The organism is Rothia sp. L_38 (assembly GCF_050689125.1).
GTDB lineage: Bacteria > Actinomycetota > Actinomycetes > Actinomycetales > Micrococcaceae > Rothia.
The window spans coordinates 191,072-213,297 of record NZ_JBOEQD010000002.1 but is presented as its reverse complement, the minus strand read 5'-3'; the positions used below and the strand labels follow the sequence as shown (position 1 = coordinate 213,297).

The following is a 22,226-nucleotide window of genomic DNA, read 5'->3' as shown; positions in this document are numbered from 1 at the left end:
GCTCCCCTGCCTGGTGGCGGGGAGCAGGCTACCGGCGTCCTTGTGTAGACCTGCTACTGATTTTAGCGCTGTTTGGTGCCGTCGACGACGGGCACCTGGGTGGTGAGGGTGCGGACCTCTTCAAAGGCGTCGTCTGAGGTGCTGATGTTCTTGTTGACACCGGCGAAGTAGATGACGGTGATCAGGCCGAAGAAGCCTAGACCCACCAAGACGGAGGGAATCATCGAACCGCCGGCGAAGAACATGGCGATGAAGGTGGCGATCACGCCGGTCAGGCCAACCGCTGCGGTGGCGGAGCCGCCGAAGACGCGGAAGGGGGAGGCGTCGCCTTCGACCTTCTTGTAGGCCATGTAAGACAGCAGAATCATGGACCAGACCACCAGCACGCAGACGGTCACCAGGGCCATCATGTAACCGAAGATTCCGCCGACGCCCGAGATGGCCATAATCATGGCGACCACGGCGCCCAAGGACGAGACGGTCAGGGCCAGGGCGGGGATGCCCGAGGAACTGGTGCGGGAGAGCACCTTGGGTGCCATACCCTCGTGGCCCAGGGCGTGCAGCAGGCGGGTGGCGGCGTAGAGGGCGGCGTTAGCGCCGGAGAGGGCTGCGGTCATCAAGATGAAGTTGGTGATACCGCCGATGTAGGGAATACCCAGTTCGGTGAAGACCATGACGAAGGGGGAACCTTCGATGTCCTTGCCCAGGGTGGCTGCGCTGGTCCAGGGGATGATGGCGACCACGATGAAGAGGGAGAGCACGTAGAAGGTTGCCAGGCGCCACATCATAGCCTTAGCCGAGGAGCGCACGGAGCGGACCGGGTCCTTGGCTTCTGCAGCTGAAATGGAGATCAGCTCGATACCGCCGAAGGAGAACATGACCACGGCCAGGGCGATCCAGATGGAGGAAAGGCCGTTGGGCATGAAGCCGCCGTGGGCGGTGAGGTTGGAGACGCCGGTGGCATCCTGGCCGGGCAGGCCGAAGAAGACCAGGGCCAGGCCGAAGATGATGAAGAGGACGACCGCGCTCACCTTAATGGAGGAGAGGAAGAATTCCACCACACCGAAAGATTTAACGCTGGTCAGGTTGAGCACGAAAATCGCGCCGCCTGCGATAAGTACCCAGATCCAGAGGGGAACGTTGGGGTACCAGTAGGCCATGTAGGCACCCACTGCTACAACTTCAGCACCGGCTAAGGTTACGGTGGTCATCCAGTAGGCCCAGCGGGTCAGGTAGCCCGCGTAGGGACTGAGGAATTTACCGGCGATGGTGCCGAAGCCGCCGCGTACCGGGTAGCGCACAGCCATTTCACCGGCGCAGGCACCGATGATAGCGGCAATCAGTGAGCCGATGGCGTAGGAGACGATAACGGCCGGGCCCGCGATAGAGATAGCTGCGCCGGAGCCCAAAAAGAGGCCGGTACCCACGGCGAGGCCGAGGGCAATCATGGTGAGCTGGCCGTGGGAGAGGGCGCGGCTGAGGTTGCCGCCCTCCTGCTGGCCGGTGGTGGTTGATGCCACGGGTGCCCTCCCTTTCAAGAGAGTGTGGTGTATGCAATGAACCGAAAGTTTACACAGGTTTTCTGAGGGAAAACCGGTCTTCAGCGCTCACCATTATGCAGTGAGAGACACATCACCCTCTTGGCGGCAGGTGCAGGGCACTTGGCGGGCAGTGCGCGGCGGGCGGACGTCCGTGGCGGCGAGCGTCCGCCTCCACCTAAGTGCCCACGAGACTCTCGCAGCGCTTAGGCCGCGAGTGGACGCCGCGCGAGTCTGGTGGGCACTTACCCTACCGGGCGGGGCTGTAGGTGGGTTCCTTGCGCTTGAACCAGCCGATGACAGGGTAGGTGATGGGCAGCAGGAGTAGCTCTACGGCGCACTTGTACACGTAGCCCACGATGACGTAGTTGAGGAAGTCGCCGAAACTTGTAATTCCAATAATGGGGGCGGCGATGGAGCAGAAGATGATGGTGTCAGCCAGTTCGCCGACCAGGGTTGAGCCCATGAGTCGGCCCCAGAGGTGGCGGCCGCCGGTCGCTGCCTTGAGCTTCACCAGCACCCAGGAGTTCAGCAGCTGGCCCGCCAGGAAGCCCAGCAGGGAGCCCGCGAGAATCTGGGGCACGGGGCCCAGTACGGTTTCAAGGGCGGCCTGCCCCTCGTAGAAGTCGGCGGCGGGCAGGGCGATGAGTACCCAGAAGCTAGCGGCGGCAGCGGCTGCGGCAACGAAGCTGGTGATAATGGCGCGGCGGGCTAGTTTAAAGCCGTAAATTTCGCTGATCACATCGCCTAGCACGTAGGCCAGGGGGAAGAGGAAGAAACCGCCGTCAGTGATGATTGACCCGAAGGTGACGCCCTTGGTTGCTCCGATGTTGGAGAGGATGAAGACCACGCAGGTGGCTGCCAGAAGCAGGTCGTAGTAGGTGCGGGTGGGGCGGGCGAAGCCGGTATCGGCGGTGGTGTGATGGGCGGACGCCGGTGAACTGGTGGGAGGTGTAGACACAGTTATCCCCTGGGTTGAGTATCGGTTTGAAGAGTGCCCACCTGCCACCTGGGCGCCCACTAGCTTACCGATTTTTAGGCGGCCCCGCACGACGTGCCGGGTGTGGGGTGGGGCGCAGTGGCGTCCGCACCGGTGGACAAGCGGCAGGTTTTGCTGACAGTTTGCTGGGTTCTGTCGTGAAAAATAGGTTTTAGTGACAGATAGCGGTAAGGTGTCATTATGCCTCGAATTACCGCCGCCACCAACGCCGCCCAGCGCGAGAACACCAAGCGCGCTATTCTCGATTCCTTCGGCCGTCTGCTCTACGAGCGCGGCCTACCCGGCCTCACCATGACCCACGTGGCCAAAACCGCCGGAATCGGCCGCACCGCGGTGTACAACTACTTTGCCGACATGGGTGAACTTCTCATTGCCTACGCCCTCGATGAGACCGAGCGCTTCCTCACCGAACTGCGTGAGGCCCTGGCCGGAGTGGAAAACCCCATCGACCAGCTGGCTGTCTACGTGCGCCTACAGATTGAGGACCTTTCCCGCCGCCACATGCCCCCCGGCCCCGCCATGCGATCGGTCCTCTCCCCCGAGGCTTTTGCCAAGCTGGGTGACCATGTGCGCGAGCTCCAGATGGTCCTGGCGGGCATTCTGTCTGCTGCCATCGAGCGCGGCTACCTGCCCGAGAATGATATTCGTGAGCTAGCTCAGCTGGTGCATGGCTCCCTCTCATCGAGCGCCGACCGCACCGACGAGGCCAGCAGCATCGAAGCCCGCGAGCGCCACATTGAGAGCACTATTCGCTTTATTCAGATGGGCCTGGGGGCTCGTTTTGATGAGAGCGGACGTCCCGTACGCCTGGACGGCACCCCGGAGCTGCACCTGGTCGCAGCGTCCTAATGCCCCGACCTCAGAAGTGAGGGGGCCAGGGCATCTAGGTCGAGCACGCGGGCGTACATGACGGCGCGGCGCTGTAGGGCGGTACGCAGGGCGCGGTGGACGCCGTCTTCAAGGTAGAGCTCACCCCGATAGCGCACCACATGCGGGAAGAGATCCCCATAGAAGGTGGAGTCTTCGGCCAGGAGGGTTTCGAGGTTGAGATTCTTCTGGGTGGTGATGAGGCGGTCTAGCCGGACTTGGGAGGGGGCGATGGAGCCCCAGGTGCGCTGGGTAAGCCCGTGGTCTGGGTAGGGGCGAGTGTCGCCGACTCCTTTGAAAATCATGGCTTCTATTCTACGCCGGGCGGCAGCTTGCTCCCGCTAGGGCTGCGGCTCGAAGGACCCCACCGACACCCTCGCATGGTGCCGGTCATATTCGTGACACTCTATTACTTAGAGTCATATTGACCTTATTTGCTTTGGTGGTGCTTCGGGTGTTTAATCATGGCTATGCGCGGGCCACCAGCCCGCCCCAGCCCAAGGACACCATGCTTTACAAAAAACAGCTCACCGGCTCCCACGTGGGACTCGTGGTGGGCAGCTTCGCTCCCCTGCACCGCGGCCATATCGACCAGATTCTGCGCGCCAAGAAAGAGAACCCCGGCGGCACCCTGGTAATTGTTGCAGGCTCCCAGCAGGACGCCGGTGAGCAGGCAGGCATGAAGCACACCAAGCGCTACCGCTATGTGTCTGAGCACTTTAAGAACGACCCCCTCGTCATTGTCGACTCCCTCGATGAAACCGATCTCACCAGCCCCGAAGCCTGGGATGACGCCCTGGACGGCTTCTGGGCTACCCACGTGGCGGCGGGCGCTGAGCGCCGCCTCTACCTGCTCGATGAAGAGCACAGCTCCCGCTTTCGGGCAGGAAATCAGGACGCCGGTGGGCAGCCTACCGCCCGCCTGGCACCTTGCCAGCTGCCGGCGTCCGAACCGGATATTCGGGAGAACCCGCTGGCCCACTGGGATCTTATCGCCCCACCCTTCCGCCGTTTCTTTACCCGCAACGTCCTGGTGATGGGGGCTGCCTCGGGCGGCAAGACCACCCTGGTGGAAGACCTCGGCAAGCTCTACAACGCCCCCTACTCCTACGAGTACGCCCGGGTCTACCAGGTCGAGGCTAATATCCGCGATGAGGATTATGACCTGTTGGACTATCAGAACGTGCTCACCGGCCAGTTCAACCTCAACCGGGAGACCATCGACAACCCCGGCAACCGGGGCCTTACCCTCATGGACACCGACGCCATGGTCACCAAGGCCTACGCCGCCATGAGCGCCGCCGACCCCGCCAGCGAACTGAGCGAGACTGACTACGCCAAGCTCCTACCCCTGGCCGACTCCCTAATTGCCAAGGCCCGCTGGGATCTCATTCTCTTCATCCCGCCGGTGGGGGCCTCTGGCTACACCCTCGACGGGTTCCGGTCGCAGACCAACAATTCCGATGACTACCTCAGCGAGATTTCCCGCACCATGCTGGCCGAAGTTGAGGCAGTCGGCCTGCTTGACCGCCTGGTGCTCCTCGACGGCGCCGACTACGCCGAGCGCTACGAGCAGGCCAAGGCCGCTATCGAACGACTCCTCCCCTAACCCCTACCCCTGTCACCCGAAAGATTCATCATGAGCGCACCCACCACCGGCCAGGCCCCGGCCAATCCCCTGGCCCGTCTTGCTAAGGCCACCTACACCGACCTCTTCACCGGCTACACCCCCTTTGAGAAGGTCTTCTTCCCCGCCCTGATTCTGCTGCAGGTCGTAGTCAGCACCGTGGCCTTTGAGGGCTGGCTGAGCTTCATCACCGCCTTTGCGGGCATGGTCTGCGTGATTCTGGTAGGCAAGGGGCGCCTGTCGAACTACTTCTTCGGCATCGTGCAGAACGTGCCCTACCTGATTCTGGCCTACCAGGCCTACTTCATCGGCGAAATCACCATCGCCGCCTTCTATGTGCTCACCCAGTTCTGGGGCCTCTATATGTGGCGCAAGAACATGCGGGCAGCCAAGACCCGGCCCGAGTTAGGAGGTGCCTCCTTTGACGGGGCAGGCCAGCTGGCCGGTAGCCGCGCCGTGACCAGCAGCACCGGAACTAGGGGCGCGGACGCCCGTGAGCGGGGCGGTGCGTCCGCCCTGGCACGTGCCGCCGAGGGCACCCCGCTAGATGTGCAGACCCGTCGCCTGACCCTGCCCGCTATCGCAGGCGTGCTGGCACTACTGGCCGCAGCATCGTGGGGCTACGGGGTGCTACTAAACGGCTGGGGCTCCAACCAGCCCTACGTTGACGCCTTCACCACCGTCATCGCCCTGATTTCGCAGGTGCTGATGGTCTACCGCTTCCGCGAACAGTGGGTCGGCTGGCTGGTACTGAACGCCGTGCAGATCTACCTGTGGTCAACCGTGGAGGGCGGCGGCAACATGGCCATCATGGCCATGTACCTGGGCTTTATCGCCAACTCGGTCTACGGCTGGTACAACTGGACCAAACTGTCCCGTAAGGGCTAAACCTAAAACTTACTTTCGCCTAGTGGGGCTTATTCAAAAGCGGTTCTGCAGGCTCACGCTCGCTGTGAGCCTGCTTCACCTCTTTTTTGAACAAGCCTTCAGAACCTGGGCAAAGAAAAAGCCGGTTTCATCAAGTGGGCGATGAAACCGGCTTCAGCGGAGGATGGGGGATTTGAACCCCCGAGGGCGTGAACCCAACACGCGTTCCAGGCGTGCGCCATAGGCCGCTAGGCGAATCCTCCAGGCTGTTGCTTAGCTACTTACGCAGCTTCACGAAAGCGAACAGATACGAGCATACCCCATGCCCGGGCGTCCGCGCAAATTCATAGCTGCGGCGGGCGCGCCCGTCCTCCCCTCGTCGCGTCCGGGGGCACCCCCGTCCTTACTTAAGAGGCTCTCTCTACCGCCCTTTGTTTTTCGCGGCGGCTTAGGGTACAGTTGTTGGAGCCCCTTACGTGGCGTCATCTTGGAAAACTCCCCCAGGGCCGGAAGGCAGCAAGGGTATCTGGGCTCTGACGGGTGCGTAGGGGGTCTTTATTTTGCCCGGCGCCTTTTACGCGAGCGTCCTTAAGCCTTTCGCGCACGGTTCTTAAAACGTCAGCCACCCCCACTACACTGTTAATCAGCACACCCGGGGCGGCGAGCGCCTGATTCTTTCTCTCTGCTTTTCTCCCTGGGCCGGGCTCAGTTTTTCTGCACTCAACCGAAGGTTTATTGTGAGCACTGCGCTGTATCGCCGTTATCGCCCTGAGTCGTTTGCCGACGTCATTGGGCAGGAGCATGTCACCGAACCTCTCATGACTGCCCTTGAGAAGAACAGGGTCAATCACGCTTACCTATTCTCGGGTCCGCGCGGGTGTGGCAAGACCACCTCGGCGCGTATTTTGGCGCGCTGCCTCAACTGTGCCCAGGGCCCTACGCCTACTCCCTGCGGTGTGTGCGAGTCCTGTAAGGAGCTTTCCCGCGACGGCGGCGGTTCGCTCGATGTGATTGAGATGGACGCCGCCAGCCACGGCGGTGTGGACCACGCCCGTGACCTGCGTGAACGCGCCACCTTTGCGCCAGTGCGCGATCGCTACAAGATTTTCATTATCGACGAGGCTCACATGGTCACCCGTGAGGGCTTCAACGCCCTGCTCAAGATCGTGGAAGAGCCTCCGGCGCATATTAAGTTTATTTTTGCGACCACCGAGCCCAACAAGGTACTGGGTACTATTCGGTCGCGTACCCACCACTACCCCTTCCGCCTGGTGCCCCCGCAGATTCTGGGGGACTACCTGGCTAAGCTCTGTGCCGAAGAGGGCGTTAAGGTTGCCGACGGTGTGCTGCCGCTGGTGGTTCGCGCCGGTGGCGGGTCGGTGCGTGACTCGCTCTCGATTCTTGACCAGCTCATGGCGGGTGCCTCTGATGAGCAGGGCATCTCCTATGACCTGGCGGTTGCCTTGCTGGGCTTTACCCACGGCGAGCTACTGGATGAGGTCGTCGATGCCTTCGCTTCTGGTTCTGCCGCCGAGGTTTTCGCGTCGGTTGACAGGGTGGTTCAGACCGGCCAGGACCCCCGCCGTTTTGTCGAGGACCTGCTCGAACGCTTCCGCGACCTGATTATTGTCAAAGCTGTACCCGATTCAGCGGGTTCAATTCTGCGCGGCCTGGCCGCTGACCAGCTTGATCGTATGCGGGCTCAGGCTGAGCAGCTGGGTTCGGCGGAGCTGTCGCGGGCTGCGGACGTCACCAACGAGGCTCTCAATGAGATGAGCGGGGCTATGAACCCCCAGCTTCACCTGGAACTTCTGTGCGCCCGTATTCTGCTGGCCGCCGGGGAGCAGGGGGTTGGCAACCTAGCGGCCCGCCTGGATCGGCTTGAGCGCAGGCTGGCCTCGGGTCAGTTCCCTGCGCCCGCGGGCGGTCATCCTGCACCGGCAGGTTCCACTTCTGGCACCGGTGCGGACGCCGCCAGCCCCCTGGCGCGCGCCCGGCAGCAGCTAGCCCAGCAGGGTGGCGTCGAAGGTCGAGCCCCTGCTCAGCAGGCTCAGTCTCAGCAGACCCAGTCTCAGCAGGCTCAGTCTCAGCAGACCCAGTCTCAGCAGCAAGCTCAGCCCCAACGTCAAGACCAGCCTAGCCAGCAGGGCCAGCCCGTTCAGCAACCTCAGGCTCCTGCCCAGTCGGGCGGCGCGCCTCTAGCCGGTACGCCCGGTACGTCCGGTGCCCCTTTGGCTGGGGCTCCTTTAGCGGGCACTCCCTTGAGCGGTGCCCCGCTAGCAGGCCGGGGTGTTCCGCCGCTCGGTGGGCCGCAGCAGTCTGCCCAATCTCCCCAGAGCGCCCAGCCTGTCCAGACCGGGCAGCAGGCGTCCGCGCCTCAGAGCCCAGCGCGTCCGGTGCCCGGTGAAAACACGGTCGATATGGTGGCGAACTCCTGGGCCGATGTAGTGGCCAAGGTGCCCGCCCCCTTTGCCCGGGCCCAGTTTGCCCTGTGTGAGCCGTCCAAGTTTGAGAACGGAGCCCTCTTCCTGCGGGCCGAGCTGCCCGTACTTAAGGCCGTCAAGGAGTACCTACCCCAGCTTCAGCAGGCCCTCTTCCAGGTGCTGGGTCTGCAGGTGCAGCTGCGCGGTGAAATCAAGAAGCCCAGCGACGGCGGCGATAACCCCGGCAGTGGGCGCCCTAGTGGCGGACGTCCCGGCGGCCCCGGCGGCTCCGGCCCGTCAGGCGGAAGCCCGACCCCCGCGCCCCAGGCTGCGAGCAGGCAGTCCGCTGCCGATGTCGCTGAGGGCCCGCGCGGTGGCGACCAGGCCTGGGCAGCGCACGGCCAGCCCCGCTCACCGGAGCCTCCCTCGTGGAGCCCCGATGACTGGAACAACCCCGTCACCTCCTGGTCGGTAGCAGCTATCCCCAGTGGCGATGCGGCCGAGACCCCCGAGGAACAGGCGCCATCAGCCCCGCGTCTGCGCGTGATTGAGGGTGAGGCAGACCCCGTTGAGATCGCCAAGGCCCAGCACCCCTCCCGCGGCCCCCAGGAACAGCAGAATATTGCCCTGGCGCGCGATACCGCCCAGGAGTCAGAGGACGCCGAAGCCGCCTCCCAGGAGCCCCACGAGGATAGCCCGCACGCGGTTTCCCTTGAGCCCGTCCCCACCAGTGAGGGTCTGGCCGAGCAGGGGCATAAGGACGCCGACAACGCCGCCCTCCAAGAAGAGGCCAAGACCGCACCCCAGGCTCAACACCAGGAACAGGCATCGACTCAGGCCCCAGCCTCCAGCCAAGCCCCGGTGGCCTACGAGTACGGTGACTATGACGGCGGCTACTTTGACGATGTCCCCGAGGACGAGCCCGAGTACGTCGCCGGGGTCGGCTACCTTAAGGCTGAGTCTCCGCAGGCAGCACCCCCTGCTGGCGCACCCCTAGCAGGCGCTCCTAGCGCCCCCGGTGCCCCCCTGGCGCAGGGCTCGCAAGCCCCGGCGTCCGCACCGCACCAGAATGAGCAGCAGAAGGAACAACAGAGCCAGCAGGCACGTCCCCAGCCCGCCCCCGAACAGCCCGGCGGTAAGAAGCTCTCCTTCCGAGAGCGCCACGCGGCGCAGATTGCAGCCGGCCAGCGGGCTGTCCAGCAGGCCCAGGCCCCCACCCCGGTGGAAGCTCCCGAGGACTTTACCCCCAGCGACGACGATGCCGCCCTGGAGTCGTCCGTGCTGATTGGCCAGCGGGCCGTTGAGAAGATTTTGGGCGGCAAAGTCATTGATGAACAGCCCCTTCACCAGGGCTAACAAGGAGTTTTTGTGTACGAAAGTGCCGTCCAGAACCTGATTGACGAGCTGGGCAGGCTGCCCGGTGTGGGTCCCAAGTCAGCCCAGCGTATCGCCTTCTACATTTTGAATGCGGAAAGCTCTGAGATGGCCAAGCTCACCGACGCTATCGCGCGCGTGAAGAAGACCGTGAGCTTCTGTGAGATCTGCGGCAACGTCTCTGAAACCAAGCTCTGCGCTATCTGCCGCGACGAGCAGCGCGACCCGACGGTACTCTGCGTGGTGGAGGAATCCAAGGACGTGGTGGCCGTTGAACGCACCCGCTCCTTTACCGGCCGTTACCATGTGCTGGGCGGGTCCATTAACCCGATGGCAGGTATCGGACCGGAGCAGTTACGCATCCGTGAGCTGGTGGCCCGTCTGTCGGATGAGCGCATCACCGAGCTGATTCTCGCCATGGACCCCAACCTTGAGGGTGAAGCTACCGCAACCTACCTCTCTCGCCTGCTGGTGCCCATCGGTATTCGTGTATCGCGTCTGGCGTCGGGTCTGCCGGTGGGTGGCGACCTGGAATACGCCGACGAAATCACCCTGGGCCGCGCCCTTGAAGGCCGCCGCATTATCAGTGAGGGCACCCGCGCCGAGGCAGCTAACCCCGCCGAGGATTTTGAGGCTGCCCTTGAGGCAGAAACCGAGGCCAAGGAGCAGCAGGCCGCCGCGGAGCAGGCGGCTAAGGGCCCGCGGGCCCGCTGGTCTGGTTCTATGTTTGATGACCTTGATGGCGCGGACGCCGCCACCCCGTCCCCTTCCGAGGGGCAGGAGGGCGAGGGGCAGCGTCCGGACGCTACCCCCGCAGCTCCCAGCGAACCGTCCCCGACTGAGGGGCAGCAGGGGGACCTGAACGAAGAGCTGTTGGAACAGGAGCTGGCGGGCATTCCGGGTGAGCTATCTGCCGAAGAGAAGGCTGAACTCGCGGCGGCCGCCGCCTTTGAGGCTGAAGAAGCCGGTAAGGGCGTGCAGTCAGAAGAGCTACGCGATGCCTACGAAGCCAAGCTGGAAGAGCTCAAGAAGACCCCGCTACGCACGGTTGCCCCCGAAATCCCGCCGATTCCGGGTAAGACCTACGTGAACCCCTGGACCTAAACCCACGGGTCTGTAATTTAGCGTCACACACGTTATATTCCCGTCATTTGAGCAAAAATCGTTCAAGTGCGACACCCACCCCTACGATAGTTTTAGGCCGGAAAATGCCCGGCACCTTCAACACCTTTGCACTGGAGAAGTTTCAATGAGCCTGATTGTCCAAAAGTTCGGTGGGTCCTCGGTTTCTGACGCCGAGGGTATTAAGCGTGTAGCTCGCCGTATTGTGGACACGCAGAAGGCTGGCAACGAGGTCGTCGTGGTGGTCTCAGCAATGGGCGATACCACCGATGAACTGCTCGACCTTGCGGCTGAAGTAACCCCCAACGCCGGCCCCTCGCGTGAACTCGATATGCTGCTGAGCGCCGGCGAGCGAATTTCCATGGCCGTGCTGGCCCTGGCTATTAACAACATGGGCGGCCGCGCCCAGTCCTTCACCGGCTCCCAGGCCGGCATGATCACCGACGGCGTGCACGGTTCTGCCCGCCTGGTGGAGGTTAACCCCGAGCGTATTCGCACCGCCCTTGATGAAGGCTACGTCGCCGTTGTCGCAGGCTTCCAGGGAATGAACCGCCAGACCCGTGACATCACCACCCTGGGCCGTGGCGGCTCAGACACCACCGCGGTTGCCCTGGCGGCAGCCCTGAATGCTGACGTCTGCGAGATTTACTCAGACGTTGATGGTGTGTTCACCGCTGACCCGCGTATCGTGCCGTCCGCCCACAAGCTCGATACCGTTACGAGCGAAGAAATGCTTGAGATGGCTGCTAACGGCGCCAAGATTCTGCACCTGCGTTCGGTGGAGTACGCGCGCCGTTTCAACCTGAAGCTGCATGTTCGCTCTTCGTTCTCAGAGCTTGAAGGCACTCTCGTTATCCCCGACAATGAGGGTATGGAAACTAATTTGAAGGAGATCCCCTTGGAACAGCCCCTCGTCTCGGGCGTCGCCCACGACCGTAGCCAGGCTAAGGTCACCGTTATTGGTGTACCCGATGTGCCCGGCTCCGCGGCCAAGGTCTTCGGTATTCTCAATGAGACCAACGTGAACCTCGACATGATTGTTCAGAACGTCTCAACCGACCGCCCCGATGTAACCGATATCTCCTTCACCCTGCCCCAGGATCAGGGCGCTGCTGCTCTGGCTGCGCTTGAAGCCAAGAAGGCTGAGCTGGGCTTTGAAGAGGTCCAGTACAACGAGTCCATCGGCAAGCTGTCGCTGGTGGGTGCAGGTATGAAGTCTAACCCCGGTGTGTCCTTTAAGTTCTTTGATGCGTTGAGCACCGCCGGTATCAACATTGAGATGATTTCTACCTCTGAAATCCGTATTTCGGTTATCACCGATATTGAGAATCTAGATGAAGCTGTGCGCGCTGTGCACTCAGCTTTTGACCTTGATACCGAGGGTGAAGCTACCGTGTACGGTGGTACCGGCCGCTAGGTTGTGAATTAGGTTTGTCCGAGAGGACGCTCGGGCCCCGGGCTGGCAGCACCACGCTGCTGGCCCGGGGCCCGGCTTTTGCCCACTTCTAGGGTGTGCAAAAAATATTTTCTGCATTTTTATCTAAAGACTTGTCGAGAATAAATAGACTGGTATAGTATTGGCATACATCACATCTTCTTTACCCCCAAATTCAGCCAACCGGCTGGTCAAGCACTAAAGGAGTAGGCTATGAAAGCTACAACCACTCAGAAAACCCTGGCAACCACGCTGATTCTCGCGGGTCTACTATCCGGGGGGGGATTCACAAGCGCTAATGCGGTAGAATCCACCAGCACAATCGCAACAACGGCCGACACTCGCCTTACCGACATCTCAGACGAACAAATTAACCGCTACGACCGACATGTTACCACTGGGCTGATGGGAGATTTCTCAATCAGGAGCGATTCAAATCTTTCCCCCGCAGATAAGGCGATTTTGCAGCAGATTCTCACCAAATCCAATCAAGAACGCCGCGAAGCGCTATCCAATCTCCCCCAGCATGCGAAGGCTACTGGAAATGAAATTCAGTCAGCTGGCGGTGGCGTTATCTTCCACTGGTGGGGTCAGACGCTCTGGTTAAATAACATAAACTCATACAGACTCTCAGCACTACTCGCTGGCGGTGCAGCAATTTCTACCGTAGCAGTATTCATTACCTCGGTAACTGGTGTAGGAGCAGTAGTGGCAGGTGGATTTGCAGCAGCTTTCGCGGTCGTCTCGGCCGCATCTTTAATTTGCAACTGGAACCAGCGAGGAATTAATATTCATCGGGCTCACAGCACAGCCGTCTGGTGCACACCTCGGTAGATAAAATCTTACCAGTAGCCCATCAAGGAAAATATAAAATGAAAAATATACTACGCTGGATATCTTTATTATCTGCTCTTCCACTTTTGTTCTATGGGGTATGGTATTTTATTGATCCGACTGCCTTTAACAAGTACATCATCCTTATTCTCGTAACAGTCACCGGAGTTTCTACAACTTTAGCAACAGTCCTTTCTGTGAAGCATGAAACTTAAAGATTATTATCTATAAGGTATGCCAGACCCACAGTCACTGTGGGTCTGGCATACCTACCCCTTATAAATAACCCTTTTTCTGAAGACTTGATGTTGCATATTGTTTTTGCTCCGTGCTCTCCTTTCTCTTTCGTCCTTGACTTATCTGAGGTGGCAGGGAAAGGAAGGGATGTTTTTCTAGCGCGGGATGAAGGGCCGTTAGAATAGACCCCATGCCCCTCACCCTCCTCGCCCCGGACGATTGGCGTGCACTCGCGCGCGCCCATGAAGAACGCTCCGGCCGCTACGCCCTGCCCTTCGCACGCCGCCGCGAGCGCGGCCAAGCCCACCCCGTTGAAGACTTCCTCTTCACCTACTACACCCTCAAGCCCGGGCAGTTTATGCGCTGGCACCCCGGTGCGGGGGTCATTCTGCAGGACGCCGGTGAGCGGGCAGACTGGAAGTTCTACCGGGCCGCTACCCAGCAAGAATTGGAAGAGGCAGGCCTACCGCCTGCCGAAGCCGCCGCGGCGGCGCAGGCGGGCACCAGCGTCCTTGTTGATACCGAAAAGTTTGCTGAGGCCCGTACCTCAGCCATTGATTTTGCGCGGATTATCCTGGGCGAAACCGCGGCCAAGCCCGGTTTCTTTGGCTGTTTTGGCCTGCACGAGTGGGCTATGGCCTATAAGTCGGTGGAAAATAATATCCGCCACGACTACCTAGAACTGCGCCTGGGGGCAGAGGGCACCGACCGGGTGGTTGAGAGCCATAAAATTAGGTGCTCCCACTTCGATGCCTTCCGGTTCTTCATGCCCCAGGCAGCACCCATGAACGAGCTACAGCCCACGCGTGAGCAACAGCGCAACCTGGAACAGCCGGCCTGCCTGCACGCCAATATGGATATCTACAAGTGGGCCTATAAGCTCCTGCCCCTGGTGCCCTCGCACCTGGTCATGGACTGCTTCGAACTGGCCTGGGACGTGCGCGAACTCGACATGAAAACAGCACCCTACGACCTAAGGGACTGGGGCTACGAGCCGGTTGCCATTGAAACCCCCCAGGGGAAAGCCGAATATGTGCGTCAGCAACGGGGCTTTGCAGAACGGTCCGTCCTCTTGCGCCAGCGGCTCCTGGCAGAACTAGACCGGCACCTGGGCCAGACCGAGACAGAATAGGCACCCCCAACCTCAAGACCACAAACATACAAGCCGCCCGGCCCCTCCCCTGTGCAGGGGGCAGACCGGGCGGCTTTTATCTAGCTATGTGTGCCTGAGCCAGGGTCGCAGCGCAGGAGGCCTGGCAGGGAGGACAGTCACCGGTCAGGACCTTTAGCGGCGGGACAGGGCTACCTGGTCACCGGTGTAGGTTACCTCGGTCTTGGCGCCGGTTTCATTATCCACCACGGAGAAGGTTGCGGTAGGAGTAAAGTAGCCGCGGGCCAAGTCTTCTGCGGTGACCAGGTGCTGGGCGGTGGTGCAGTTGTAGGCGTCGTTAGCGGGCAGGTTGCGCCAGCGGCAGTTAGGGGCGCTGGTGGGCATGAAGCCACGGTCAAAGCTACCGGATACCGGGGTCACGGTGGTGACGTAGGGGGAGGTGCTGGTGACACGGAAGGTGTAGCCCACAGTGTCGCCCACGGCGTACCCTGCGGCAGTGGTGCCTACCCTACCGGTGACGGTGATGCTGGGGGCCTGGCGGGCAGGCTTGAGCAGGATCTTCTCGCCGGTGTGGGTGACGGTGGTGGTGCGGGCATCATTGGCGCGGGAGGTCACGGTGAAGGTCATCTCGGGGGTGAAGTAGCCACGGTCGATGTCCTCCTGGGTGACGGTGTGGGTTGCGGTGGAGCAGGTGTAGGTGCCCTTGGCCGCCAGGTTGAGGTAGCGGCAATTGGGGGTGCTGGTAGGCAGGTAGCCTGCTGCGTCAAAGTTGCCTGCGGTGGGGACCACGGATACGGCTTCGTCAGCGGTGTTGGTGACGGAGAAGGTGTAGGTGATCTTTTCGCCGACGGTGTAGGGGCTGGTTGCGATATCCCGGGCGGGGGCGGAGGCGCTGTGGACGGTTGCGCCGAAGACAGTGGTGCTGGCTTCTACTTCTACAGGGAAGGTGAAGCGGGACTGCTTGCCGTTCTCAGCGGTAAATACGGCATCCACTTTGCCGGTGCTGGCGGTTGCGGCGGCGGTCAGGTTGACCTTGACGGTGCGGGTTTGGCCGGCGTCTAGGGTGATTTTTTCGCTGGTGGCACCGGTGAAGGAACCTGTATCTGCCAGGGTGATAGTGCCAGTGACGGCCTGGGCCTCCTGGTTGGTGATGGTGACGGGTACGGAGGCAGTCTGGCCGGCAGCTACAGTAAGCTTGTCAACGTTCATGGGGGCGCAGACCACGTTCAGCCAGGCTTCGTCGAAGGTGCCGTAGCGCATGTCGTTGCCGTAGCTAGCTTCATAGAGCACACCGAATTTGCCGTTGGAGAGGGCTGTGGTGGAGGAATAGGCACCAAAGCCGGACTTGATCTGGCGCAAGCCGGGCCAGGTCTGGCCGTCATCGCAGGAGACACGGGCGGATAGGTTGACGCGGTTGTAGTTGGCGTTGTTGTTGGAGTTCGTGAAGATGAGCTTCTTAGCGTCCGCGCTGCCATAAGGCGCCTTGGGGTACATACGGGTAATAGCTGCGTTATTGGTGGGGTCGGGAAGCTCGGTGTCCAGGGTGATGGGGCCCCAAGTTTGACCGCCGTCGGAGCTGATGGCGACCTTGCGGTAACCGGAGTTAGCGGAGTCACGGGAGTTGAGCATGAGGCGGCCGTCGGAGAGTTCTACGGTCTTGTTTTCGTCCATGGAGGCACCCACGAAGTCACCCCGCTTCCAGGTGACGCCGTGGTCGTCGGAGTAGACGGAGTAAGCCTGGACGACCTCTTTGCCGTCGGCGGTGCGGACCTTGCCCACGAACTGCTGGACCAGACGGCCTGCGTACTGACCGTACTTCATCTGGATACCTTCGCCGGAGGTGGCGAAGACGGCTTTGACGTCACCGGCCTTGGGTGAGGTTTTGCTGGTACCGGGCTTGACGATGGGGGTGATATCGCGGGGTTCGCTCCAGGTCAGGCCCTTGTCCTTGGATTCGACCACAACGGCACCGGTGATAGTGCGGTCCTTAGTAATGTCGTTGCCGTACTGGCTGTAGTGCCAGCCCTGGTCCTTGGAGTAGACGAAGAAGGCGTAAACAGCGCCGGTGACAGAATCTACGACAAAGGAGGGGTCGGAGTAGCCGTATTTCTGGGTGGTGGCGTCGCCCAGGTGGCCCTTCTTGATATGGGTGTAGTCGCTCCAGGTGGTGCCGTAGTCGGTGGAACGGCGGAGCACGATGGAGTTAGGATTAGGGGCGTCTGCTGCGCTGCCAGGGCGGCCGTCCCAGGCTGCCAGGACGATGCCATCGCCCAGGTCTGCCAGGGCGGGGATGCGATAGGAGGCTGCACCACCTACATAGGTGGAGCCAATATTCTGTTCGGTGTAAGTACCGGGGCCGCCAGTGGATCCGTAGACGGGGGCGGGGGCCGCGGTGGCGGAGTTCATACCCAGTGCGAGCACGGGTAGAACGGGGAGAGCCAGGAGACGGCGGAAGCGAATAGGCATAGTTCTCTCTCTAGTTAAAAGTGCGGTGTGATTGGAGTAAGAAATCGAGTGGGCCTCTAAGGGACAGATTTGAGCCCATGCGTTTCATCACCTAACCATACTGTACAGGTAAACTTCTCTTCATCTGCGGGGGTGGAGTCCACTTTTACCTGTGCGGGGTAGATTTTTCCGCATGAAGAGACTGCTGGGGGGGTAGAAAGGCCAGTCGTTGGGTGGCGAGGGCGGGTCTATGCCTTAGAATCCTCCTTAAACCACACATCACAGAAACGGACACATCCATGCGTTTTTCCCACAAGCTTGCCACCCTGGCGGTTGCTGCTATGGCCTTTACCGGGCTAAGCGCCCCGCTTGCCTCAGCAGTCGCCATGGACACCGACGGCGATAAGCTGCTCGATGTCTGGGAGACCAACGGCTACGACTACAACAACGACGGCGTCATCGACATCGACTTCGCTGCCATGGGCGCAGACCCCTACCGCAAAGACCTCTTCGTTGAGATGGACTACATGCCCGGCCTACTCGCCAGCGAAGCTGAGCTGGGCACCATCGTCCAGACCTTCGCCGACATGCCCATCTGGAACCCCAACGGCACCACCGGCATCACCATCCACCTGGACACCGGCAGCATCTACCCCGCCTACGACCTGGGCGGCGGCAACGAGGTTCCTCACCAGGGCCTGAGCGGCCTGGGTGATGTGAACACCCTGCGCGGCACTAACTCCGACCCGGCACGCGCGGGCGTCTTCCACTACATGGTGTGGGGCGACTACTACGGCACCGGCGGTTCTTCAGGTTCGGGCTACTACCCCGGTCGCACCTTCTTGGTAACAGTAGGCCCCACCCACTGGGGTAAGGCAAGTAGCGCTATTCGCGTGGGCACCTTCATTCACGAGTTGGGCCACAACCTGGGCCTGAACCACGGTGGTACCGACGGCACGAACTACAAGCCTAACTACACCAGCATTATGAACTACAAGTATCAGCTGGAGGGTGTGCGCCGCACCGACGGGTCGGTCTATTACGGTTATTCCACCCGTCCGGGTATGACCATTGATGAGACCGCAGTGGTTGAGTCTAAGGGTGCCGGTAACGCTGCCCGCGGTTTCTCCATTCACTACGGCAACCGCTACTGGAATGCCCACCAGGGTATCGACTTTGATCAGGACGGCGTTGTGGAGACTACCGCCCAGCAGATTGATGTGAACCGCGACGGCACCATCGGTAAGCTCACCGCCCCGAACGATCTGATGACTATGAAGTTCCAGGCCCAGTCTTCTGCCCCCGGCATCTCGCCCTATGAGCAGCAGGAGCCCGAAATTGAGAACAACGAGATGACGGCTGACCTGGCCCGCCAGCTGGGCTACCTGCCTGCCGAGTAATCACGTTTTTTCTCCCTCCCACACCCAAGGGGACCGCAAAACCTAAAAGGGACCGCGTAGTATGCGGTCCCTTTTAGGTTTTGCGGTCCCCTTTCGATATGCCTGAGGACTAGAGCTTGACCACCATCTTGCCGGTGTTCGCGCCCTGCATCATGGCAATGAAGGCTTCGATCGTGGAGTCGAGCCCCTCGTAGACGGTCTCGTCATAGGCGATCTTGCCGTCGGCAAACCAGCGGCCCATCTTTTCGCGGAACTCGGGGGCGACGTCCAGGTACTCCCCCAGGGTGAAGCCTTGCATGGTCAGACCCTGCTTGACCATGTTGGTCATGTTGTCGGGGCCGGGGGTGGTCTCACTGGTGTTGTAAGCAGAAATCGCGCCGCAGAGCGCCAGGCGGCCGCCGCGGTTCATCACATCGAGAGCGGCTTCGAGGTGGTCGCCGCCGACGTTGTCGAAGTAGACGTCTACGCCATCTGGAACCAGCTCGGGCAGGGCCTGCCGCACGGGAGCGTCCTTGTAATTGAGGGCGGCATCGTAGCCGTATTTGCTGGTCAGCAGCTCAACCTTCTCAGCCGAGCCAGCGCTGCCGACAACGCGGGAGGCGCCGAGCAGGCGAGCGATCTGCCCTACGGCGGTGCCCACGGCGCCCGCTGCGCCAGAGACGAACACGACGTCGCCTTCTTTCAGGTGGGCAATGCGGGTCAGCCCTGCGTAGGCGGTCATTGCCGTCATGCCCAACATGCCCAGATAGAGCGAGGACGGTGCCCCGGCAGGTAGTTCCGGCAGGGCGGTAAACTCGCGAGCGGCGGCCTGGGCGTAGTCTGCCCAGCCCTGCTGGTGCGATACGAGGGTGCCTACGGGCAGGCTTTCATCGTGCGATTCGACAACGCGTCCGACGGCACCGCCGGTGATGCGTTCCCCCAGGCCGTAGGGGGCTACATAGCTCTTGGCGTCGTTCATGCGTCCGCGCATGTAGGGGTCAACCGAGATGAACTCGTTTTTAACGCGAACCTGGCCATCGGCGAGCTCAGGCAGGGTAACGGTGGCAAATTCAAAGTTGTCGGAGGTGGGCCAGCCGCTGGGGCGGGAGGCAAGGCGGATTTCACGTGCTTGTGTCATGATTTTTCCTTTCGAAAGCTGTTTAACCAGTTCTACGCCTGTCAAAGGGCGTTTGTTAAAAGGTTGCGCCCAGAGCGAGCAGAAGGACGGCGAGCAGCGGGAAGGCACCCTGCTTGATGGCGGCGGGGCGCTTGTCGGGTGAGGTGATGAAGAGGACGGCTGCGGCGGCCAGCATTGACCCGGTACCGGCGAGCATGAGGGCTAGGCCCACGGCGGGGGCACCGGCGAAGTGGGCCAGGGCACCGGCGGCGGCAATGATTGCCAGGAAGAGGTTGTAGAAGCCCTGGTTGTAGGCCATTTCCTTGGTCTGTTCGGCTGATTCACGGCTCATACCGAAGACTGGCAGGGCTCGGGTGGTCCAGGCGAAGGATTCGAGGTAGAAGATAAAAACGTGCAGGGCGACGGCGAGCAGTAGGGCGATGATACCGGCGATAGTCATGGGGATATCCTTTCATAGGTTTTTGTAATGCTTATTCCAATATATACTAGAATGGTCAGTACACAATTTTGTTAGCTATGAAACGAGGCACATCATGGGGCGCGCAGCAACCTTCGACCGAGCGGACGCCGTCAGGGCAGCCCGCGACGTCTTTTGGGATCGGGGCTACGAGGCAACCTCAATCCCCGACCTTGAACAGGCAACCGGCCTCAAGCGCTCCAGTCTCTACCACGCCTTCGAGTCGAAAAAGGGGCTTTTTGACGAAGCGGTAGAGAACTACCTGGCAGAAAGCGTCCGTCCGCTCCTTGCCCGCGTCACCAGCGAAGACGCGAAGCCCGATGCCCTCAACGACTACTTTGCAACCCTGACCAGCTCTATTAGCTCTGCCGATAGCCACCCCGGCTGCCTGCTCATAGCGGCAGCTAACGCCCCGGTGGGCACCGACCCAGTGGTCAGCGCAGCCATCAGCAGCTACTACGACGAACTCCTTGTCGCCTTCCGCACGGGGCTGGGCAGGGCGCGTCCGCACCTCACCGAGGCCGAAGCATACGGCCAAGCCCGCGCCCTGGTTGCCCTCACCATCTCAGCCCTGGCCCTTGCCCGCACCAACAAAACCCTTGCCCTAGCCAACCTGCAGGCGGCGCAGGCGCTCCTGGCCGCTCAGGACTAAACAAAACGCCGACGGCCCGCCCTCTGGGCAAACGCGTCAAGCGCTTCCGTCAAAGCAGGGGCAGACCAGGCATTTTGCCCGCGCACTTTCTGCTCCCGCCGCAAGATACCGGTTTCCACCAGGGAATCAATAATGCGATAGGTGGTAGATCTAGCCACTCCGGCGTGTTCTTCTAGCATTCCAGCCGTGAAAGCTGGCTCTGAGCAGCAGAACCTTGCCACCTTACGCACCGCTTCAGTCACCCTCGGACGCGAGGCAAGAATCTGCTCATAAAACTGTTCAATGTCCTGGGCAAGCAAACGAGTATTAGCCAGCGATGATTCAATGGCATCCACAAAACACAGGATGATGGGCTCTATATCCCCGCGCCTATACGCCTCCAGGGCAGAAACATACCCCTCAAGGTCATAGAGCAAACCGCTCGACAGGGGAACCACCACATGCTGCGTCACTCCGCGCGCCTTTAGTAGAGATGAGATGAGCGCTCTCCCTGTACGCCCATTCCCATCTGTAAAAGGGTGAATAGTTTCAAACTGGGCATGAGCAAGAGCCGCTTGTACGGTAGGATCAAGGTCCCGGCGCTCCAAAAAGACAACGAGGTCTTCAAGCAACCCAGACACATCCTCCCAGGCAGGTGCTACGTACCTGGCTGTGACAGGGGATTCTCCCCCAATCCACACCCATTCTTTTCTCAGCTCACCGGCATCATCTTGAACACCCGCTGTAAGCTCCTCGTGCATGGTCAGCAAAGCGTCGATGCTGAGTTCGTGGGCAACGTCGATTGCAGCTTTCATGGCGCGGACATTGCGAGCGACAAGTTCGGCATTGCCTCCTACCGGCACACCAAGTGCAGCAAGCGAGAGTTTTCGAGCATTTACCGTCAGATTTTCAATCTGTGAACTTGTGGCAGATTCTCCGCGCAAAAGCACCGTGGCGAATGGGAAGTGAGCAAATGATGCCTGTTCGTGGTCGAACCTTGTCATAGCCACTGATGCCGCAGATGCGCTAGCCAGCACATCTGCACTGAGCCTCACAGGAGCCTCAGAAATATACGGAACGTGCGGCACCTGAAAAGTACCTCGATTTTTCCGCTGGCTCCGGCGAGAGGCCAAGGGGTCACGGTGCACCCACAAGCGCTCTGTATATGTAAGAGATGGCCAACTCTGCATGTTGCCTCCTGCGAGTCTCTCTTGAGAAAATGCACCTCAATTTTCCCATTAAGCTGTTTATATAGAAAATTATGGTTTATTTTCCCAGCATCTTCTCGCAAACACCGAGCGTGCGCCATATCGCCGAGCGTGCGGTTGCCGGGTGCACGCTCAGCGATATAGCGCACGCTCGTCATGACCGGACGCCCCAGAAAACCCCCGCGCCCCGCCGTCTCACTTTGGGGCACAAGCTTGTACAAACCGGTAAAATGAGACCTGGCTCTATATAGATTCCAGCACCCAAGGAGTGCCCATTCATGGCCCGTATTGTTGTTGACGTTATGCTCAAGCCCGAAATCCTCGACCCCCAGGGCAAGGCTATCGCTCACGAGCTTCCCCGTATCGGTCTCACCAACTTCACCGATGTTCGTCAGGGTAAGCGTTTTGAACTGACCGTTGATGGTGAAGTCACCGAAGAACTGCTCGCGCAGGCCCGCCAGGCAGCTGAAGAACTGCTGTCTAACCCCGTGATTGAAGACGTCGTCAACGTCGAAGCTCTGGAGGACTAAAAG

Annotated in this window: 18 protein-coding genes, 1 tRNA gene and 1 other RNA gene; 12 read left to right on the top strand and 8 right to left on the bottom strand. The window is 60.8% G+C overall.

Annotated features, from left to right (window positions below):
• Positions 1–62 precede the first annotated feature (62 nt).
• Together ACRCJM_RS02225 and ACRCJM_RS02220 are read right to left on the bottom strand one after the other, a co-directional pair.
• A complete protein-coding gene (locus ACRCJM_RS02225) occupies positions 63–1,520 on the bottom strand; it encodes an amino acid permease (protein ID WP_431463645.1) in 1,458 nt (485 codons plus the stop codon).
• 268 nt (positions 1,521–1,788) lie between these two features.
• A complete protein-coding gene (locus ACRCJM_RS02220) occupies positions 1,789–2,499 on the bottom strand; it encodes a queuosine precursor transporter (RefSeq protein WP_431463644.1) in 711 nt (236 codons plus the stop codon).
• Between the two features lie 219 nt (positions 2,500–2,718).
• On the opposite strand from ACRCJM_RS02220, the gene ACRCJM_RS02215 reads away from it, so the two are divergent.
• Positions 2,719–3,387 carry a TetR/AcrR family transcriptional regulator gene (locus ACRCJM_RS02215; protein WP_237205834.1) on the top strand — a complete coding sequence of 223 codons (669 nt, stop codon included), beginning with the start codon at positions 2,719–2,721 and terminating at the stop codon, positions 3,385–3,387.
• Here ACRCJM_RS02215 and ACRCJM_RS02210 read toward each other — a convergent pair.
• Positions 3,384–3,710: a type II toxin-antitoxin system VapB family antitoxin gene (locus ACRCJM_RS02210; protein ID WP_431463643.1), complete on the bottom strand. Its 327-nt coding sequence runs from the start codon at positions 3,708–3,710 to the stop codon at positions 3,384–3,386. The two genes, ACRCJM_RS02215 and ACRCJM_RS02210, sit on opposite strands and share 4 nt — an antisense overlap.
• 203 nt (positions 3,711–3,913) lie before the next feature.
• On the opposite strand from ACRCJM_RS02210, the gene ACRCJM_RS02205 reads away from it, so the two are divergent.
• On the top strand, positions 3,914–5,014 hold the full coding sequence (locus ACRCJM_RS02205; RefSeq protein WP_431463642.1) for an AAA family ATPase: 1,101 nt from the start codon (positions 3,914–3,916) through the stop codon (positions 5,012–5,014).
• A 30-nt stretch (positions 5,015–5,044) separates the two neighbouring features.
• On the top strand, positions 5,045–5,920 hold the full coding sequence (gene pnuC, locus ACRCJM_RS02200; RefSeq protein WP_431463641.1) for a nicotinamide riboside transporter PnuC: 876 nt from the start codon (positions 5,045–5,047) through the stop codon (positions 5,918–5,920).
• 157 nt (positions 5,921–6,077) lie between these two features.
• Here the strand turns inward: pnuC and ACRCJM_RS02195 are convergent.
• Positions 6,078–6,162: transfer RNA gene (locus ACRCJM_RS02195), tRNA-Ser, on the bottom strand.
• A gap of 200 nt (positions 6,163–6,362) precedes the next feature.
• Here ACRCJM_RS02195 and ffs point away from each other — a divergent pair.
• From ffs to ACRCJM_RS02165, 6 genes are all read left to right on the top strand, one after another.
• Positions 6,363–6,459, top strand: an RNA gene (gene ffs / locus ACRCJM_RS02190) — signal recognition particle sRNA small type.
• Positions 6,460–6,636: 177 nt separating this feature from the next.
• Positions 6,637–9,678 (top strand): DNA polymerase III subunit gamma and tau, encoded by a 3,042-nt coding sequence (locus tag ACRCJM_RS02185; protein WP_431463640.1) that lies wholly within the window; start codon positions 6,637–6,639, stop codon positions 9,676–9,678.
• A gap of 12 nt (positions 9,679–9,690) precedes the next feature.
• Positions 9,691–10,800: a recombination mediator RecR gene (gene recR / locus ACRCJM_RS02180; RefSeq protein WP_431463639.1), complete on the top strand. Its 1,110-nt coding sequence runs from the start codon at positions 9,691–9,693 to the stop codon at positions 10,798–10,800.
• 145 nt (positions 10,801–10,945) lie between these two features.
• The gene (locus ACRCJM_RS02175) at positions 10,946–12,235 is read left to right on the top strand and encodes an aspartate kinase (RefSeq protein ID WP_431463638.1); all 1,290 of its coding nucleotides are present in this window, start codon (positions 10,946–10,948) and stop codon (positions 12,233–12,235) included.
• A gap of 231 nt (positions 12,236–12,466) precedes the next feature.
• Positions 12,467–13,087: a hypothetical protein gene (locus ACRCJM_RS02170; RefSeq protein ID WP_431463637.1), complete on the top strand. Its 621-nt coding sequence runs from the start codon at positions 12,467–12,469 to the stop codon at positions 13,085–13,087.
• Positions 13,088–13,514: 427 nt separating this feature from the next.
• The gene (locus ACRCJM_RS02165; RefSeq protein WP_431463636.1) at positions 13,515–14,456 is read left to right on the top strand and encodes a 3-methyladenine DNA glycosylase; all 942 of its coding nucleotides are present in this window, start codon (positions 13,515–13,517) and stop codon (positions 14,454–14,456) included.
• 153 nt (positions 14,457–14,609) lie between these two features.
• Here ACRCJM_RS02165 and ACRCJM_RS02160 read toward each other — a convergent pair whose 3' ends face one another.
• Entirely contained in the window at positions 14,610–16,901 is a 2,292-nt protein-coding gene (locus tag ACRCJM_RS02160; protein ID WP_431463635.1) for an exo-alpha-sialidase, read from the bottom strand.
• 278 nt (positions 16,902–17,179) lie between these two features.
• Between ACRCJM_RS02160 and ACRCJM_RS02155 the strand changes: the two genes are divergently transcribed.
• Positions 17,180–18,280 carry a C4-dicarboxylate ABC transporter substrate-binding protein gene (locus ACRCJM_RS02155; protein ID WP_431463634.1) on the top strand — a complete coding sequence of 367 codons (1,101 nt, stop codon included), beginning with the start codon at positions 17,180–17,182 and terminating at the stop codon, positions 18,278–18,280.
• A gap of 109 nt (positions 18,281–18,389) precedes the next feature.
• Here the strand turns inward: ACRCJM_RS02155 and ACRCJM_RS02150 are convergent, their stop codons facing one another.
• Together ACRCJM_RS02150 and ACRCJM_RS02145 are read right to left on the bottom strand one after the other, a co-directional pair.
• Positions 18,390–19,397: an NADP-dependent oxidoreductase gene (locus ACRCJM_RS02150; RefSeq protein WP_431463633.1), complete on the bottom strand. Its 1,008-nt coding sequence runs from the start codon at positions 19,395–19,397 to the stop codon at positions 18,390–18,392.
• 55 nt (positions 19,398–19,452) lie between these two features.
• Complete coding sequence (locus ACRCJM_RS02145; RefSeq protein ID WP_431463632.1) at positions 19,453–19,836, bottom strand: DUF1304 domain-containing protein; 384 nt, start codon at positions 19,834–19,836, stop codon at positions 19,453–19,455.
• A gap of 94 nt (positions 19,837–19,930) precedes the next feature.
• Here ACRCJM_RS02145 and ACRCJM_RS02140 point away from each other — a divergent pair, with 94 nt between their 5' ends.
• Entirely contained in the window at positions 19,931–20,506 is a 576-nt protein-coding gene (locus tag ACRCJM_RS02140) for a TetR/AcrR family transcriptional regulator (RefSeq protein ID WP_431463631.1), read from the top strand.
• Here the strand turns inward: ACRCJM_RS02140 and ACRCJM_RS02135 are convergent.
• Positions 20,503–21,489 carry a Fic family protein gene (locus ACRCJM_RS02135; RefSeq protein ID WP_431463630.1) on the bottom strand — a complete coding sequence of 329 codons (987 nt, stop codon included), beginning with the start codon at positions 21,487–21,489 and terminating at the stop codon, positions 20,503–20,505. The two genes, ACRCJM_RS02140 and ACRCJM_RS02135, sit on opposite strands and share 4 nt — an antisense overlap.
• Before the next feature lie 482 nt (positions 21,490–21,971).
• Between ACRCJM_RS02135 and purS the strand changes: the two genes are divergently transcribed.
• A complete protein-coding gene (gene purS, locus ACRCJM_RS02130; protein ID WP_237188980.1) occupies positions 21,972–22,223 on the top strand; it encodes a phosphoribosylformylglycinamidine synthase subunit PurS in 252 nt (83 codons plus the stop codon).
• Positions 22,224–22,226: the final 3 nt, after the last annotated feature.

Excerpts from the sequence above, each read along its gene's own strand:
- ACRCJM_RS02155 (WP_431463634.1), top strand. The coding sequence starts at position 17,180 with ATGCGTTTTTCCCACAAGCTTGCCACCCTGGCGGTTGCTGCTATGGCC.
- purS (WP_237188980.1), top strand. The coding sequence starts at position 21,972 with ATGGCCCGTATTGTTGTTGACGTTATGCTCAAGCCCGAAATCCTCGAC.
- ACRCJM_RS02205 (WP_431463642.1), top strand. The coding sequence starts at position 3,914 with ATGCTTTACAAAAAACAGCTCACCGGCTCCCACGTGGGACTCGTGGTG.
- ACRCJM_RS02160 (WP_431463635.1), bottom strand. The coding sequence starts at position 16,901 with ATGCCTATTCGCTTCCGCCGTCTCCTGGCTCTCCCCGTTCTACCCGTG.
- ACRCJM_RS02145 (WP_431463632.1), bottom strand. The coding sequence starts at position 19,836 with ATGACTATCGCCGGTATCATCGCCCTACTGCTCGCCGTCGCCCTGCAC.
- ACRCJM_RS02135 (WP_431463630.1), bottom strand. The coding sequence starts at position 21,489 with ATGACAAGGTTCGACCACGAACAGGCATCATTTGCTCACTTCCCATTC.
- ACRCJM_RS02140 (WP_431463631.1), top strand. The coding sequence starts at position 19,931 with ATGGGGCGCGCAGCAACCTTCGACCGAGCGGACGCCGTCAGGGCAGCC.
- ACRCJM_RS02170 (WP_431463637.1), top strand. The coding sequence starts at position 12,467 with ATGAAAGCTACAACCACTCAGAAAACCCTGGCAACCACGCTGATTCTC.
- ACRCJM_RS02215 (WP_237205834.1), top strand. The coding sequence starts at position 2,719 with ATGCCTCGAATTACCGCCGCCACCAACGCCGCCCAGCGCGAGAACACC.
- pnuC (WP_431463641.1), top strand. The coding sequence starts at position 5,045 with ATGAGCGCACCCACCACCGGCCAGGCCCCGGCCAATCCCCTGGCCCGT.
- ACRCJM_RS02210 (WP_431463643.1), bottom strand. The coding sequence starts at position 3,710 with ATGATTTTCAAAGGAGTCGGCGACACTCGCCCCTACCCAGACCACGGG.
- ACRCJM_RS02150 (WP_431463633.1), bottom strand. The coding sequence starts at position 19,397 with ATGACACAAGCACGTGAAATCCGCCTTGCCTCCCGCCCCAGCGGCTGG.
- ACRCJM_RS02165 (WP_431463636.1), top strand. The coding sequence starts at position 13,515 with ATGCCCCTCACCCTCCTCGCCCCGGACGATTGGCGTGCACTCGCGCGC.
- ACRCJM_RS02175 (WP_431463638.1), top strand. The coding sequence starts at position 10,946 with ATGAGCCTGATTGTCCAAAAGTTCGGTGGGTCCTCGGTTTCTGACGCC.